The organism is Noviherbaspirillum sp. Root189, assembly GCF_001428545.1.
Classification (GTDB): Bacteria; Pseudomonadota; Gammaproteobacteria; order Burkholderiales; family Burkholderiaceae_D; genus Noviherbaspirillum.
In genome coordinates, this window is the sequence record NZ_LMHZ01000035.1 from 1 (window position 1) to 16,214 (window position 16,214).

Genomic DNA, 16,214 nt, shown 5'->3' on the forward strand with positions numbered 1-16,214 from the left:
TACCTCCACCGCTGCTCCGGTAGCTTCCGGCGGGAGCACTTCGCCGGGCGGGGCTTCCACCCGCTGGAACTACATCGCCTTATCACGGCGCACACCCGTAACTGCCTGTCGGCATTCCCTAAAGCGGCCGTTTGCCTGGCCACTGCGGGAAAACCTCGAAGTATTCAGCAAACGAAGAAGGCATTACAAAGGCTTTTTGCCGCATCCGAGACCAATGCGGACATTTAGATTAAGACCTGCAATGGGGGCGATGTGGAAATAAGATGCATCAAAGCTGGGTTTATCAGGAACGAATATGGTCGCATGCCCACTTAGATTGGAATGATGTCATGGCAGCGCCGACGTTGACTGGTCATTGAATTGCTTGAAAAATTCCACGTAATTCCCATTTGCTTCCGCAAAACGCAAAGGCTTGACCCTCTCTACGCAAATTTCATTGGACTGCGGCGTATCGCCAAATAGGCGCATTGTTTCATCGATGAAATCTTTCAGCGGCATGGCATGTGGGTCACTTGCCTGTCCAGGCCCCATCAATTCCGTTTGTACATAAGGCGGCACCAGCTCAAGTACTTGCAGCGACGTATCCTTGAGCTGGTAGCGCAAGGACTGCGTGTAGGAATGGATGGCTGCTTTCGTCGCACAATAAGTCGGTGTGGCGGCCAGCGGCAGGAACGCCAGACCGGAAGAGACATTGACAATTGCCCCCTGTGGTTGCTGCATCAGTTGAGAAAGCAGTGCGGCAGTCAGCCGTATCGGCCCAAGCAAGTTAGTGGTGATGATGGCTTCCGCGTCGTCAAGCGAGCCATCCAGTATCTTTTCAGGCCGCATGATCCCGGCATTGTTGATTACAACATTAAGGCCTGGATAATCTTTACGGACTTGGTCGGCAAAACGCTGAATGGACCCGGCATCTGACATATCGACCGTTGCCGCACCCATGCCGGGATTGGCGGCTATCACCTGCTCCAACAGTTCTTTACGACGCCCGGCGATGACAACCTGGTTGCCAAGCCGGTAAAAAGCCTCTGCCAGTGCCCTTCCGATACCGGAACCGCCGCCAGTGATCAGAATCGTGTTTCCTTGCATTTTCATGGTGAATCTCCTGTTCAAGTGAATGAAGTACGAAGCAAGGCGATGATAGAATCATTGCTTTAAAAAAGTAAGTAGGCACCCGAACGTGCCATACTTACCAATAGGAGAGTATGGAATGAATAAACCGTCCGGCGATCCATCTGCACCCAAAGAACATCTGCATGCCCCTGCATTGGCACAGATAGATCCCGAGGTGAACAATTTGGTTCGGGAAATCATGGCAAGAGTGGCAGATAAGTGGACCATGCTTGCGCTGGAAGTACTGGCGGAACACGGCCGTCTGCGCTTTACACGCATCGGCGAGCTGATCGGCGATATAAGCCAAAAAATGCTAACAAAAACCTTGCGACAAATGGAAGCCGACGGACTGATCTTGCGTGAGATCTATCCAGTCATCCCGCCCAAAGTAGAGTATGAATTGACCGAGATGGGGCGAACCCTCGGAGCGGCTTTCTGCGGGGTGTGGTTATGGGCGGAAGAGAATCGGGAAGCGGTCATGAAAGCACGCCAGGAATTTCAGGCCAGGGCCGCTGGTTTGGTTGATTAACAGAATTTCCTCCACCAAGTTTGCTTCTGGCCGCAGGCTGCGATTGCGTAGCATCGTGTTGTCGGCTGTTTTAGGACAATTGTGGGCATTCGAAGTTTCCAAGACTAGACACCAAAACGCTTAACATTATGTCCATGCTTTCTTAGCTCTGCCATGACCGGCTCGCAGTGGTCTTCCTGCACTTCAATTACACCATCCTTCACGGTTCCGCCAGAACCGCATGCCGTGCGCGACTGCTCGCCCAGTAAAGCCAGTGGAGTAGGATCGAGCGCTAGCCCCTTGATAAGCGTTACGCTCTTCCCACCCCGACCCTTGGTCTGGCGCGACACGCGTACCACACCATCACCTATGGGCACGGCCTTGGGCCTACAGCTGCACTCCGAGAGGGGCCGTCGGCATTCAGGATACATGCGTTCGTCATCAGTGGAATATACAAGGCCGCCGTTTGAACTACTCTTCATGTCTACTCAGCAGTTTTTGAAGTGTGAATCGCCTGAGTTTAGCACCGCGTGACTGTCCATTCTTAGCCGCACCCTGCCCTTGTTAAATTCTGAAGAATGACCGCTTGTGCGCGCTTTTCGGTCCTTCTTTACGTTGAAGCCTGAAGCGGACGAGGAGCTCTAGATCTATCTGCGAATAGCGCACGATGTACTCGTTACATAAATAAAGTTCTAGACCGCACGACTGTAGGTCCCAATTAGAAATGTCGTGTTTCCCCCAAATAGAAATGTCGCATTTGCGGTTTGGAAATACGGCGATTCGTGAGTTGACGAAAGCTATGGGCATCTCTTTTACAGGAGGCGTCAATGGCAACAACTGGGACCATTACCATGAGCATGCGCGAGATCGAGCGATCTCAAGACGATCCAGGCGGTCGCCGATGGAAACATGCACGTTTTGACTTTTCAGTTGCGTATGGAATCCGGATCTCATCAGAGCTGCGAGCCCTTGCGGAATTAATGCCGTTGTCCTTGACCTCCTGATCGGCGAGCAACAGATTCATGAGAACCAAGCACCAGAACAGGCATCGTGGCAAGCTCGCGCATTTGTTCGCCCCAACTGCTGGCGATGGCTATTAGCCGCCACACTACTTTGCTTGGGGCTGTTCGGGCCGCCCGATGAGGCGCCAAGCACTAAAGGAGCTTGCCAGAGCAAGCGCGGCCGACAACAGCATGATCCAGCGGAATCCATAAATGAAAGCGTTGCCAACACTGGACTTTACCGCCATGTGTTCTTCCCTTGTCGCCATGACCGGCACATCAATCCCGGCGAGCCTGTCCCATTGCGCAAAAACTGCGCTGCTCACCATCGGCGACACTTTATGATCGAGGCCAGCCAGCGCATATCGAAATGCCAAGCTCATCACAATACCAAAGAATGCAATTGCCAGCAGCGCTGCAAGCCTTGAGACGGCATTGTTGATACCGGAAGCGGCGCCTGCCAGGCTGCCGTCCAGGGCATTCATCACGGTAGTCGTGAGCGGCGCCACGCTGATCGCCATGCCTAAACCAAGCAACATTACCGCCGGGAAGAACATGAGCCAATAACTGCCGCCGATCGCTGGCAGTGCGAACAGGCCGAAGCCCAGCGCAACAATAACGGGGCCGATCATCAATGGTTTCTTCGCGCCATAGCGGTCCACCAAGGTACCTGCCCAGCGCGACAGCAGGAACATAGTGAGGATCATTGGCAGCAAGGCGGCACCTGCCTGCAGTGCGGTATAGCCCTGCACCTGTATCAAATTGAGCGGCAGAAAATACAGGCTTCCTCCAAGGGCGGCATAGAGGAGAAAGGTGAGCAGGTTAGCACCAGCAAAGTCGCGCGAACGGAACAGTTTCAGCGAAACCAAAGGCGCTGGATGCCTGCGCTCCTGCAGCACAAAAGCCGCCGAAGCGATGGCTGCCAGTAACAGAGAGCCTATAACGCGTGAATTGAGCCAGCCAATCGTAGAGGACAAAATCAGACCGAATACTAGGAAGCCGAGACCAGTGCTGGCCAACGCGGCACCTAGCCAGTCCAAAGGGCCCGTTCCCCTACCTCTGCTTTCAGGCACATAACGTAAAGTGAGTAACAGTACCACCAGCGTCAGCGGGATATTGACTAGAAATGCGGCGCGCCATGACCAGTGCTCTATCAGGAACCCGCCCATTACCGGCCCCAGCGCGGCAGTGATCGCGGTATAGCCAGACCATGTGCCGATAGCCTTGCCGCGCACATCCGTCGGAAACGAGGCGGTGATCAGCGCCAAGCTGCCCGGTACCAGCAGTGCCCCACCCACACCCTGCGCAGCTCTCGCTATGATGAGCTGATGTATGTTGGCGGCCATGCTGCACCATACGGATGCTGCGGCAAACAACATGACGCCGGTCAGAAACACGCGCCGCCGGCCATACCGGTCGCCTGCGCTGCCCCCTGCCAACAGTAGAGCCGCCAGAAATAGCGCATAGGACTCGATGACCCACTGGACCTGCCCTGCGTTTGCGGTGAATTCATGCATCAGCGCCGGCAGAGCCACATTAACAACGGTGCCGTCAATGAAGGCCATGCTGGAAGCAAATATCGTCGCGGCCAGCACCATGGGGCGGGCCTGCACGGCGCACGGCGCATCAGCTGTGGAAGCAGTGCCGAGAATCATCTTGTCGTTCCCATCTGGTCCGCCAGTAATGTCTCAAGAATTACAAATCGAGCGCATTGCGGCCTATGTCGCTGGCGAACCGACATCATCCACTAATTTGCGCCCGGTGCCCAGATTGAAGGCTGCGGCCACCGTTAAACGCCACCAGCCAGTTTCGAACAGATCATGTGATTCGTTTTCTGGACGCTTCCTATTGGTCACAGGCCATATAACCATTGCTGCAGGAAATGAAGGCGCAACATGTGCTCCAGTCCGATCGGAGGATGGCTATTGCCCTTCTTCAAATAGTGCGGCTCGATGCCGCGCATAATACCGCCCAGAGCATGATACGCTCCATCGCCTGCAGGAATTCATTACCTCGCATTGGCTTGCGATACTGTACCAATTCTTGGTTTTGGGCCATGGACAGGGTCCGCTCTTTCATGGTCGCCTTTATGAAGAGGAATCAACAGCACGTATAACGCTCGGAAACAAAACTCGTTTAGTTATTCAGCATCACTTTAATCGGAGTCTAACCGGCGCTGAGAACCCCCTTCCGTCCTCGGTATTGGCAAAGCGAGTCATTTCAAAGGGTCACGGCGGAAGCCGTATAATGTCTAAACTTTCCGAGTTAAAATATTTTCCTAATGTTCGAACCGTGAAATCGCTAAGTAGCTAAGGGAATACCTGGCCTTGAGAGTGGCACACGATGCAATGATGAAGCGTTCCCTCAAAGTCTCACCTTATCGGACTAATTGTCGATCAATCCAATACGAAGGATCCGAACGTGAAAGCACGTTTCGGCAAGCTAGACCGAGGGAATGTGGAGAACGGCGGCTAACCATCGCATAGCGGAAGTTTAGAGACAAATTGCTGACTGGTGAAATCGACCGATTCTGTTGAAAAAGTCTGACTGCAATACGAAGAACATAGCAAATTCACTGTACTGATTCGCCGGACGAATCTCTTGCTAAACAAATGCCGTTTAGCAGAACGATTGGATATTGCACGGAAGTTTTTCAACAGAATCGGTCAGCTACTGTCCGCCCGTGTTACGCATGAGACGTCAGGTGATGTACGCTTACCGGTCATTCGCCAACATGTATGCTACTTCTGTAATCGGCCGATGATGTTGAAAAAAGGCTTCTTGATCTCTAACGAGGAGATCGTATTGTGACAGGACGACATCATCATGGAGGCTGTCATGATGGGCAAGCAACTTATTCCTCGGCAACGTACTGAGCTCATTAATTTAGAAGAATTCGTCCCATAGAACCATTTGCTGAGAGCCATTGACCGTCATCTCGACCTGACGGAATTCCGCCAACATCTAACAAACTTCTATAGCCAGATAGGACGTCCTTCTGTCGATCCAGAACTGATCATCCGCATGCTCATCATCGGCTATTGCTACGGAATTCGTTCTGAGCGCAGGGTGTGTGAAGAGGCGCATCTGAATCTGGCGTATCGCTGGTTCTGTCATCTTGGCATCCATGAAAGAGTCGCGGATCATTCGACCTTCTCCAAGAACCGCCATGGTCGGTTTCGCGATAGCGATGCTTTCCGTGAATTGTTCGAGTCAGTACTACGCCGGTGTATGGCCGAGAACCTTGTGAGTGGCGAAGGCTTTGCCACGGATGCGAGCGTCATCAAGGCCGATGTTCGGCGCCAGCATGCGGTACGAGGTGTACTAGAGATCGACTGGGGCAATCCCGATCAATGGTCCCGTCCAGTCAGAGAATACCTTGCTGCATTAAACGCAACCAATCCTCTCGCCGATGGACTGAACCCGTCGAACAGCTTACCTAGGCGCTCCAGCATACGAATTACCCCGAAAAGAGCGGACATGACAGCGTTTAGTGCAGTAAGTTTTTCCTGGTGGCTGTAGTCTAGTCAAGTTTGCTTGGCAGACTAGGCATTTGATGCGGTAGTTCTCTGAGGAAACGTGCGTGATGGCATCGGACGCGGGTCATGGCTGTCTTACAAGCTGTCGCGGCTAGATCCGATTATCAGAAGACCAAGCCAGTCAATATGGCGAAGCTGTTGGCAGTGCTCGCCGTCTTCCGGTCTGCCTAGTCCAACTTCGCTCCTGTATCAGCCTTGAGTGGCATTGACCCTCCATCGCGCGGCTTGGACATCGTCAACTCTCGACCTTTCCCCAATATTTTTGCATCAATGTGTCGTTGTCGCTCTCCCAAAAGCGTTGGAAAAGTACGGAACGAAGCGGGCTGTACGGGCAGCCTTCAGGTACGCGGATATTGATGAACCATTCGCGAATCTCCCGCTTCCTGAAGCCTGCGGTGATAGCGTCAATTTCAACCTTCGAGAGGCCCGGGTGCCACAGGTCCACGATGAGAACAACCCGCTGTTGTGATGAGCCGTTATAGGTTTCGTGGCGATACGAATCCGAAAAGAACAGCACTTCCTTCTCTTTCCAAGTCAAAGTCTCCCCGGCCACCCGCAGCCAGCAACCGGCCGGCACGCGCAATCCTAAGTGGCAGCGAATTCGAAAGCTATCCACGCTGTAATGCGGCAACAGATGCGTCCTGGGTTCGTGCGACGAGAAGATCATGTCGCTCCATGGATAGACGTGGCTTGAGAGAGCAAGCGATTCCACAATTTTGGTCGTCCTCGGAACCCGTTCCGCAGGGGGAAGCCGCTCGCCCATGTGATAGATCGGAAATACGTCCCAGCGCCCGCCGTTGAGCCCGCCCTCGGTATAGGCATGGTAGTCGATGCCATCGGCTTCGGCGAGAATGGTCTGGTAGGATGCCTTCAGTGCCTCGGCAGCATCCGCCAGTGCGCTGAACTCGTTGACGGAGTAAACGGCCCGATAGTCGAGCCCGGGAAAGATCGGTAGTAGACTCGTGTCCTGGTGCAGCGCCTTGGTTTCGTGGCTTGTTCCCTCAAGAATGGACAGATACTGCTTAACACGATCAAGCTCTGAGCCGGCCGACATCACGCGGTCATAGTAACCGCCTGCTTTCATCACTTCAATGATACGTGACCAGATAGCCTCGCGCGCCGCTGTGGCAGAATCCGTGTTCGATAATTTTAATGGACGATTCATAAAGTTTTCCGGGTAACCGTTCGATCTGCCAATCGTTTCTGCTCACGTGGACGAAGCTGGGCGATGATGCGCCTTGCTGTCGCGCCCGATTTACAGCCCTTATTCGCGCCTGCCGTGCAGGCGCGCTGTCACAAACATCCCTAAGCGCTCAATGCCTGTTCTGATTCGTTCGGGTTGTGAATTGCTGAATGCAAGGCGTACCTGATTGCGACCGTCTTCGCCCAGCGCGAAAAATGAAAGCGGCATGGTCAGCACCCCGTACTCGCTTGCACAAATCTCGGCCTCCTCGCGCCCGAACTCGAATGGCAGGCGCAGAGTCAGGAAAAAACCTCCGTCCGGCTGGTTCCACGAGACCACGTCTTCATATGCGGAAAATGCATATGCCAAGCTGTCGAGCATGGCATTGCGATTCGTGCGGTAATGTTGGATCACCGGAGCAATCAAGTCGCGCAGACTGCACGCTTGAGAAAGCAGGATCGCGCCGGCGATGGCTTGGCCGATCTGGCTGGTATTGACCGTCACGAAGCTCTTAGCCTGGGACAAAGCGTCGAGCATACCGGCACCGGACTGCCCGCCCGGCATTTCGCCCTCTGGTACGACGGCGAAGCCTACACGCAGGCCGGGACAGATTGTCTTCGAGTAGGTACCGAGGTAGACCACGCAAGTCTTGGTATCCAACGAGAACATGGTCGGCACCGACTTGCCGTTATACCTGAACATTCCGTAGGGATTGTCCTCAAGGATGACGATGCCGTTGCGTGCGCAAACCTCGATCATCTGTAGACGTGCGTCGCGCGACAGCACAGTACCGGTTGGGTTATCGAAATCCGGCACGAGATAGAGCAGGCGTGGCCGTTTGCCTTCGTACCGCGCATTCCGGATCGCTTGTTCCAGCGCCTCGGCCGGCGGGGTGGAGTCGTCGACGACGAACGGCGCGATCGGGATTCCATTCAGGTCGGCAATACCAGTAATACCGATGTAGGCTGGGCTACGTGAAAGGATGATGTCGTCCGGATGCCGGCACAAGCGGGTTACGCACAGGTTCATCGCTTCCTGGCATCCCGCGGTCACGACTATCTGGGCGGGCTTGCACAAGATGCCTTCGTCGAGGGCAAGCTGGCGCGCTATCAGATCGCACATGATGCCGTTGGTGCGTCCATATTGCCCGATGAGATTGCGCGCCGTTTCGAGCCCAAGTCCATTCTGCGTTGCAAAATGCTCGACGAACAGGGGAAGACGGTTTATCCAGGCTTCGAGGTTAAAGAATTGTTCGGCCGGGCGCCCCGATGCGAACGAGATCGCGGACGGATAGTTCTGCGCAACTTCGTTGAGAAAATTCATCACGTCGAGTCGCGACGAACCGATGGTGCTGCCTGTTCTGGCGGAAGGTATGGTCATGTTTAAATGCCCTAGTTCGACTGGTCGCTAGTAGGTACCCTTCTTCTCCAGCTGCGAGAAGAGCTCCTGTACATTTTCCTGAAGAAACCCATGTTCACCGGTTCGCTCAATGAATTCGAAGCACATGCCCGAATTGTGATCGCGGCTCGAGAAGACTTGGCGCAAGCCTGCTCCCTTGATCACATTTGTGTCGAACGACATGCCTTGCAACGCGAGATCTTCCGCCGTCATTTCGACGTCGTCGACGGCCAGCGCGATGTGGGCAAGCCCGGGCCCGAAGTTTTCGATCAGCCTGGAGACCTGTGACGCCGGTTCCGTCCCCTGGCACAGGACAAACTTGATCTGGTTGTGCTCCAGCTCCGCCGAAATCATGCCGGTACGGTCTCCCTTGATGATGCGTCGCCGGACTAAGGTAAAACCGAGCACATGGGTAAACAAATGCACGGCCTGCTCAAGATCGTGAACCGCAAGGGCGATATGGTCAATCTTGGTGTACCTACGTGCGGCACAGGTGGCCACATCGTTGACAGCATTGTCGACGGCCTCGGCAGCCGCCTTCTCTTTCGGGTTCTCTCTCACGTCGTCTCCACTCTCCATGAATTCCGGATACCAGGCACCCGGTTCGCTGCCGCTTTGCACATCGCCACACCCGCTGAAACAGTCTTATGGAACGCCACGGTGAAAAGCAATGCGAGCCGGCGGCCCCTCGTAAACCAATGCCGCCGCATAGTTAGCAGCGCCCTCCCCGATCTTGTCCAGCACAGCAAATTGCCAGTCACACTGGCCGGCCATAGACCGTTCCGCCCGTATGAGGCGGGCTCGGCCCGGTCGGATGTCAATTGAAAAATCTTTAAGCTCGCATGTGATCCCGAGCCCAAGTGCCTTGACGAACGCTTCCTTGCGAACCCAGCAGCGAAAGAAGGCGTCCGGCTGCAGGGATGACGGCAAGGCTTTGATCGCCGCCTGTTCGTCCTCGCTGAAGATGCGTGCAATATCGTCTAGATCGGCCATATTTCGTTCCACCATTTCGATGTCGACGCCGATACGCCGGCCGCACGTCAGTGCGACCAGCGCAAGTGCGCCGGAATGGGACAGGTTGAATTGCCAGTTGCGGTTCATCGCATAGTCCAGTTCCGGTTTCCCTCTATCGGTATAGCGAAACATCACCAGTGAAGGGGGAAGATTAAGCACATTGCCGAGCAGCATGCGCAAAACTGCACGCGCGACGATATAGCGGTTGCGATGTACCTCGAACCTGAATTGTCGCGCATGCGTGCGCTCATCCTCATGAAGGACGCCCGCTAGCCGGGCAACCGTCTCGGCTTCACGATCGAGCGCGAACTCCCACACCTGGATGACCTCGTCCAATGCTCCCACTGCAGTCTGTCCTTCCTGTCTCTTCATACTCCGACATTAAGAAATCGTCACGGCATCCCGTTAGCCTGTCGTAACACCCCGAGTTCCGTCAGCAGTAAAGGCGTGTCGATTTTCCGCAAGAGGCATTCTTCTGCAGATTACGTGCCACATCCCGACTCGTACCTAAAAACCTGAAAAATAAGGGTCTTTTGGCTAAAGAAGGATCCCGCGGCTACGCGCCAAGGGCGGAATTTCGGACGGATCGTGACCCGATTCCGAAAAACGTAACTTGCTACCGCACTGCAACCGCTCCACCCTGGCCATGTGCACGCCACATCCAAAAGCCTGCTAGCGGCACTCTGTGTCGGCCTGTCGGCGGGCGGCCTTCTCCGCCAGCTCAATTCTGAGCAAGGCACGCTTCATGCATGGGCTTTGCGATTCTTTTAGCCCGGGGCAGATGCGGTCGCGGAAGCAAGGACTACCAAGGAGAACGAATGAAATACCTGAAGAAGAACGTCGCATTTGAACCGCTCATTTGCCGGTGGTATGCCTGGCCCTTCCTCGTATCGCCGGCCACGTTTGCGATGGTCGCAAAAAACCGTATGATCCCACTGCTCGAATCGTTCATCGAGGACCCGGACTTTCACAGGGAATCGGCCAAGGATCCGGCCTTGCTCGGGGGTACCTTCATTGATTTCCCCGGCGATGTGCGCCTGGCCGAGGCGCTTCTGGACAAGCTGAAAGACGATCTGCATGAACAACTCGCCTTCGCCGATGCGCTGGTCCTGGCCAACGATTTGCTGATCCGTGACGGCAACGGCGGCACCCTGGAAAACCTGTACGAGAAGATGCCAAAGCCGTTGCGCGGCGCGGTGGAACTCGGTTATGACCTCAACAACAATCCATCATTGCGGGTGTTCGAATCGCTGCTGTATGCCAGTTCGCTTTACAAACCTGCGCTGCAATCGGTTTTTCTGCGTCTTGTCACCTCCGAGGCACGCCCCTTCGTGCTGACGACGCCGCTAATCGATGCATCGGGCGGCCTGCTCATCAACGCAGCGTTTTCCGACGGCATCTACGATACGCTGGCAAGGTCGCGAGAACAGGGATTGAACGAGGACGAATACCTCGCGCTCAAAACCGAGCTTTCCGGCCGGGCGGAAGGGGTCGAGCGCTTGGACGACTACTTCACCGACGAGGCGCCGCCGCGCCGGTATGAGCGGTACGACGGCGACGGTATGCGCGTACGCTATTTCGGCCACGCGACGCTCCTGATCGACGACGGCGTTACCACGATTATGAGCGACCCCAGTGTGGGTTACGAGGGAACCGCCGCTCTCGACTATTACAGCTTCTCGGACCTTCCCGATCGTATCGACTACATCCTGATCACCCACAACCACCAAGACCACGTTCTGTTCGAAGTCCTGCTGCAACTGCGCCACAAGATCGGCACGATCGTCGTTCCGAAGTGCCACGGCGGTTTCGTGCAGGACCCTTCGCTGAAACTGTTACTCGAAAAGGCTGGTTTCACGTCAGTGGTGGAACTGGACGATCTTGAAGTACTGCCAGTCCCGGGCGGCGCCATCACCGGCCTGCCATTTCTCGGCGAGCATTGCGACCTCCATATCCGGACTAAGCTTGGATACCAGGTCGAACTGCGCGGGCAACGGGCAATGTGCCTCGCCGATTCGAATAACCTCGACCCGGTGATGTACGAACGTCTTTCCAGGCTGCTGCCAAATCCGGATCTCATCTTCATTGGCATGGAATGCACCGGCGGTCCGATGTCCTGGCTGTACGGCGACCTGCTGCCGCGCCGGCTGCGCCGGGAGCACGACCAATCGCGGCGGCTGAACGGTTCCAATTTCGAAAAGGCAAGCAGGATTGTAGATCAGTTCAAACCGTCTGGCGTATTCGTGTACGCAATGGGTGCGGAGCCATGGTTCACCCACATCACCAGCATCCTCTACAACGAGCAGTCGCCACCCATCGTTGAGTCAAACAAGCTGATCGAGCATTGCCGGGGCCGCGACGTGGTGGCCGAGCGCTTGTTCGGCAAGCGCGAGATCGTCGTTGCCGACCACCGCTTGCGCTTCACCTGAGCACGGCGCCAGTCGGCGCTTCGTTTCCCTAGCCAGAGAGAAAGCATGGAATCCCTATTCAGCCTGAAGAAGAGCACGGTGGTCGAACCTCTGGTCAACCGCTGGAGTGCCTATTCGCAATGCATTTCCCCGTTGACCGCCAGCCTGTACGCAAACCACTACCAGGTGCCGAATCTGCGTCAGTACTTGCAATCGCCGGAATTGGCGGTAGAGGCATGCAAGAACCCAAAGTACCGCGCGGGGCGCTTTGTCAACATCCCAGTTGAGCGGGCAAAGGAAGCCGAGGCCTTTCTCGCCCAGTCGGAGAAAGAGTATGCGGACAGCATCCGTATGGCGCAGGAAACGCTCAGGTTCCAGGCACAACTGACCGCGGCTGCGAGTACGGGGCTGCCACTTGCACCATTCTATACACGGGTGCCGGATGAACTTCGCGGCTATGTCGAACTGATCTACGACTACTTCACGCGACCCGGCATACGCGTCATCGAGCCGCTCCTGTACGAAAGCAGACATTACAAGCCGCACCTGCAGTCATTCCGTTTGTTTTCCCTGAAAAGCGACAGGTCGCGCGATTTCATATTCAGCACACCGCGGTTGCCCAATACGGACGAAATCGACTGGCAGGTGCGCTTCGATGATCCGAAAGTGGATGCGCTGTTTGCGCTGGATACCAATCCGCAGCCGCTGGGCGCCATCCGCGAATTGCTTGGAGTGCCTGCCTCTTCCGACGCACTGCTCCATACGCTGTTTGCGGAAACGCCCGCGCTGGAGCCACGCCGGCATGGAGCTGACCATATTCGCGTACAGCACTTTGGCCACGCCTGCGTGCTGATCGAATGGAATGGCACGAGCATTCTCGTCGATCCCTGTTTCGGCCCAACGCCAACCGACGAGGTGGGAAAACGCCTGTCCTACGATGATTTACCGGCACATATCGATTACGCGCTGATCACGCACAATCATCATGATCACTTCTCCCTGGAAACCCTGCTGCGTATTCGCCACCGGTTGGGCTGCCTGGTGGTCCCGCGCGCGAACGGTTTGCATTACGGCGACATTTCGCTCAAGCTTCTTTCCCGAAAGCTGGGTTTCAGAAACGTCGTGGAGCTGGATACCCTTGATTCTCTGCCGCTATTGGGTGGAAGGATCGTGGCGGTCCCTTTCCTCGGCGAACACTCGGACCTGCCACACGCGAAGACTGCGTTCGTCATCGAAATCGGCAAGCAAAGAATGCTGTTTGCTGCAGATTCAGACTGCCTTGATCCGCGTCAGTACGAGCATCTTGCACGCATCCTCGGACCGGTACAGACCGTCTTCCTGGGTCTTGAATGCGTCGGCGCGCCGATGTCCTGGAGCTGTGGTGCTTTCTTCCCGATCAAGCCGACGATGCAGCAGGATCAGACACGTCGCCAGCACGGTTCGGACTCAGAGCGTGGAATGCGAATGCTGCGTGCGCTCGGCGCCAGACGTCTCTATGTCTATGCGATGGGTCTGGAACCCTGGTACGAATGGCTGCTTGGCTTGGCGTACACGGAAGACGCCCAGCAGATCAAGGAAATGAAAAAAATCCTGGTAGACGCCCGGAATGCCGGACTCGCGGACGCGCGTCTGCTTACCGCCAAGACCACCATCGTTATCGACGACGTACATCAGGAAGAAGCCGAGCACGCGGTGAGCTAGCGTAGCACCACCCTACCTAAGGTCTCAATCGACAGTTCCTTTTGCAGCGCGCGCAAACTTTATCCACATAACAGATCATCCGACACGATAGCAGCCCTGCGGCATATCTCTGCGCTTGGCGGCTATTCTTGACTGAGCGGCCTGAACGAATAACGTCTCACCTAGACGGCAGGAACGCTGAAAAATGTCTCGCGACGAATGATTTTTTCGTCCTGAAACAAGTAGACATCGCAGAAGCGGACATTGAGGTCCCTGCCGCCCTTGTCCACACCGCTGAAGGCGCCGGTCACGCAAATCGAAGGGGCCTCCGGATCGCACAACAGCGTGTTGATCGTATGACGTCCGCTCTTGACGATGCGCGTGCGCTCGTAGAAAACGTGCAACTGCTCCAGGCCTTGAATGTCCTCATAGCCGGGCCGGCGGTACTCGATGCGCGGATGGAAATAGGCATCGAGCGCGGTCCAGTCGGACGCGTCGATGCTGTTGAACATGCACAGCACGAAGTGTTCCAGCTTATCTCTCATATCCGTCCCTCCGGTATGGTGACAATGTCGTCCCGGCTCGCGTGACTCGTCCCGCGCTGCGGGGTTCGTGCATCCGCGACCCGCCATCTGGGGCGCGGCATCCTTCACGCTAGGCGCTTCTCTCATAGAGAATGCCATCGCTGTACACATGGTCAACGCCACCCCAGCGCATTGCGCTGCCCACGTCCGGGAAGAACCCTGAGCCGTTCAGGTTCGCACTAGTATTGCAAAGCAGCGGTACCCCGGTGAGCTTGTGGTACTCACTCAGTAGACGGTAGATCGTTTCGTTCTCATCCACGTTGACAGTTTGCAGGCGCGCGGTGTCGTCCAGATGGCAGATCGCGGGAATCCGGCTGCGCCATTCAGGCTTCACCATGTGGTCGAACAGCATGTGCGGATCGTGCGTGCCAGGGCTGAAAATTTCAGGCGCATGTTCCTCCATGCAGATGGGTGCGACCGGGCGAAAATCTTCGCGCTTCTTTATCCGGTTCAGCAGGGTCTTCATATCCGGGTTTGTCGCCGGCGCAAGGATGCTGCGGTTGCCGAGCGCGCGCGGTCCCAGCTCCGCCGCGCCGTTAAGGAAGACGACCGGGCAACCCTTTGACGCAAACAGCGACGCCAGCTCGGCAACGTCGCAGGGCCGCTGGCGCCAGCCTGGCTCCGGCTCGCCGACGCGTACCATGGGCCCGCTGTAGACCGACCAGTCGAGCGCCATGCGCCCGTCCACCGTCATCATCTCGGCGCAGGCTGCCCCGATTGCGCTGCCACAGTCGTTGGGGAACGGCGGCACATAGGTCGCGCGAAACATCCCGCTCTGGCGGATCGCGCTGTTCCATTTGATATTCAGGGCCGAACCGCCGGTGAAGCAAAAATTCTGCGGCAGCAGGCCGTCTTTACGGATTTTTGTCCGTAAGCTCGATACAAGCAGTTCCTGTAGATAGGTGTGCAGACTCAGCAGCACGTCGGCATCGGAATAGTCGCGGCCGGCGATCTCGGCCTTTATCGCGCGCATGAAACGGTGCTCGAAGGTGTTGGCGACCTCGAACTCCCGTTCATAAATTATTGGAAGTTGCGCCACCAACTCCTCCCGAACCTTACCTAGCGCGATATACGACATGAGCTTGCCGGCAATCGAATACCCGCCGAAGTAGCCTTCGTAATCACGTTTTTCCCTTTCCTCGGCAAGTTGTTCCTCGGTCCGCTTGTACGGTCCGAAGTAGTGGCCCATGATCGAATAGATGGTGCCGAGGAGGCAGAACAGCCTTCCCTTGTTCAGGATGCGTTTTTCGACCGGATCGACGTGGTAGAGCCTTGGGTACTGCCCACCGTCCCAGGCAAGCACATATGCGCTCTCCCCGGCGGCCGCGAATGGACTGGTGCAATAAGCGGAGAGGAGGTGGCCGGTAACGTGCATGTAGCTGGCGTAGTGATAGCGTTTGCCGTCCAGCGGCAGCGCAGACGCGAACGAGTTGCGCGCCAGGACGTCTTCCTTGATCGAGACTTCGTTGTACGACGCCACCTTCAACGACACATCCTCGCCGCCGCTGGACTGGATGAGGACCGACTCACCGCGCCAGTAAGAGTCTTTCCCGTGCCAGCCGTCCAGCACATAGCGATCGATGTCAGATGGCTTCAGTCCGTAAAGGTCGAGAATCTCGACCAGCGTGGAAAGGTCGCCGATCTCACTGTAGCGCTTATTGTTGTTCAGTTTTTCGACTTCGACGCAGAACAGCAGTTTCCCGTTCCTAATCACGGCTACTGACGCGTCGTGCGTGAGCTTGATTCCGCAGATAATCATGTTTGTCCCCGTATAACTGTTTTCCTGAAT

General features: G+C 55.9%; 14 protein-coding genes and 1 pseudogene. 5 read left to right on the forward strand and 10 right to left on the reverse strand.

What is annotated here, in order from left to right:
* On the forward strand, window positions 1-228 hold a 228-nt coding region (locus ASE07_RS29935; protein WP_057292562.1), incomplete at its 5' end, for a hypothetical protein.
* 99 nt (window positions 229-327) lie between these two features.
* On the opposite strand, the gene ASE07_RS19845 is transcribed toward ASE07_RS29935, so the two are convergent.
* Window positions 328-1,092, reverse strand: a complete 765-nt coding sequence (locus ASE07_RS19845) for an SDR family oxidoreductase (RefSeq protein WP_057292563.1) — start codon at window positions 1,090-1,092, stop codon at window positions 328-330.
* Window positions 1,093-1,207: 115 nt separating this feature from the next.
* Here ASE07_RS19845 and ASE07_RS19850 point away from each other — a divergent pair, with 115 nt between their 5' ends.
* Window positions 1,208-1,639, forward strand: a complete 432-nt coding sequence (locus ASE07_RS19850) for a winged helix-turn-helix transcriptional regulator (protein ID WP_057292564.1) — start codon at window positions 1,208-1,210, stop codon at window positions 1,637-1,639.
* Window positions 1,640-1,743: 104 nt separating this feature from the next.
* Here the strand turns inward: ASE07_RS19850 and ASE07_RS28295 are convergent, their stop codons facing one another.
* The 3 genes from ASE07_RS28295 to ASE07_RS30420 form a co-directional block, all read right to left on the reverse strand.
* The gene (locus ASE07_RS28295; protein WP_082584319.1) at window positions 1,744-2,100 is read right to left on the reverse strand and encodes a translation initiation factor Sui1; all 357 of its coding nucleotides are present in this window, start codon (window positions 2,098-2,100) and stop codon (window positions 1,744-1,746) included.
* Between the two features lie 626 nt (window positions 2,101-2,726).
* Window positions 2,727-4,274 carry a DHA2 family efflux MFS transporter permease subunit gene (locus ASE07_RS19855; protein WP_057292565.1) on the reverse strand — a complete coding sequence of 516 codons (1,548 nt, stop codon included), beginning with the start codon at window positions 4,272-4,274 and terminating at the stop codon, window positions 2,727-2,729.
* A 280-nt stretch (window positions 4,275-4,554) separates the two neighbouring features.
* Complete coding sequence (locus ASE07_RS30420; protein ID WP_268793449.1) at window positions 4,555-4,677, reverse strand: hypothetical protein; 123 nt, start codon at window positions 4,675-4,677, stop codon at window positions 4,555-4,557.
* A 780-nt stretch (window positions 4,678-5,457) separates the two neighbouring features.
* Here ASE07_RS30420 and ASE07_RS28300 point away from each other — a divergent pair.
* Window positions 5,458-6,012: pseudogene (locus tag ASE07_RS28300) on the forward strand (transposase); the annotation flags it as partial.
* 381 nt (window positions 6,013-6,393) lie between these two features.
* Here ASE07_RS28300 and ASE07_RS19865 read toward each other — a convergent pair.
* From ASE07_RS19865 to ASE07_RS19880, 4 genes are all read right to left on the reverse strand, one after another.
* Window positions 6,394-7,323 carry an aspartyl/asparaginyl beta-hydroxylase domain-containing protein gene (locus ASE07_RS19865; protein ID WP_057292567.1) on the reverse strand — a complete coding sequence of 310 codons (930 nt, stop codon included), beginning with the start codon at window positions 7,321-7,323 and terminating at the stop codon, window positions 6,394-6,396.
* 99 nt (window positions 7,324-7,422) lie between these two features.
* Window positions 7,423-8,721, reverse strand: coding sequence for an aminotransferase-like domain-containing protein (locus ASE07_RS19870; protein ID WP_057292568.1), 1,299 nt, complete (start codon window positions 8,719-8,721; stop codon window positions 7,423-7,425).
* A gap of 27 nt (window positions 8,722-8,748) precedes the next feature.
* Window positions 8,749-9,360: a VOC family protein gene (locus tag ASE07_RS19875; protein ID WP_235548542.1), complete on the reverse strand. Its 612-nt coding sequence runs from the start codon at window positions 9,358-9,360 to the stop codon at window positions 8,749-8,751.
* 24 nt (window positions 9,361-9,384) lie between these two features.
* Complete coding sequence (locus ASE07_RS19880; protein ID WP_057292569.1) at window positions 9,385-10,125, reverse strand: 4'-phosphopantetheinyl transferase family protein; 741 nt, start codon at window positions 10,123-10,125, stop codon at window positions 9,385-9,387.
* A gap of 446 nt (window positions 10,126-10,571) precedes the next feature.
* Between ASE07_RS19880 and ASE07_RS19885 the strand changes: the two genes are divergently transcribed.
* Together ASE07_RS19885 and ASE07_RS19890 are read left to right on the forward strand one after the other, a co-directional pair.
* On the forward strand, window positions 10,572-12,182 hold the full coding sequence (locus ASE07_RS19885) for an MBL fold metallo-hydrolase (RefSeq protein ID WP_057292570.1): 1,611 nt from the start codon (window positions 10,572-10,574) through the stop codon (window positions 12,180-12,182).
* Window positions 12,183-12,227: 45 nt separating this feature from the next.
* Entirely contained in the window at window positions 12,228-13,862 is a 1,635-nt protein-coding gene (locus tag ASE07_RS19890) for an MBL fold metallo-hydrolase (protein ID WP_082584322.1), read from the forward strand.
* A 161-nt stretch (window positions 13,863-14,023) separates the two neighbouring features.
* Here ASE07_RS19890 and ASE07_RS19895 read toward each other — a convergent pair whose 3' ends face one another.
* Window positions 14,024-14,386: a nuclear transport factor 2 family protein gene (locus ASE07_RS19895; protein WP_057292571.1), complete on the reverse strand. Its 363-nt coding sequence runs from the start codon at window positions 14,384-14,386 to the stop codon at window positions 14,024-14,026.
* A gap of 109 nt (window positions 14,387-14,495) precedes the next feature.
* Window positions 14,496-16,184, reverse strand: a complete 1,689-nt coding sequence (locus ASE07_RS19900) for a carbamoyltransferase N-terminal domain-containing protein (RefSeq protein WP_057292572.1) — start codon at window positions 16,182-16,184, stop codon at window positions 14,496-14,498.
* Window positions 16,185-16,214: the final 30 nt, after the last annotated feature.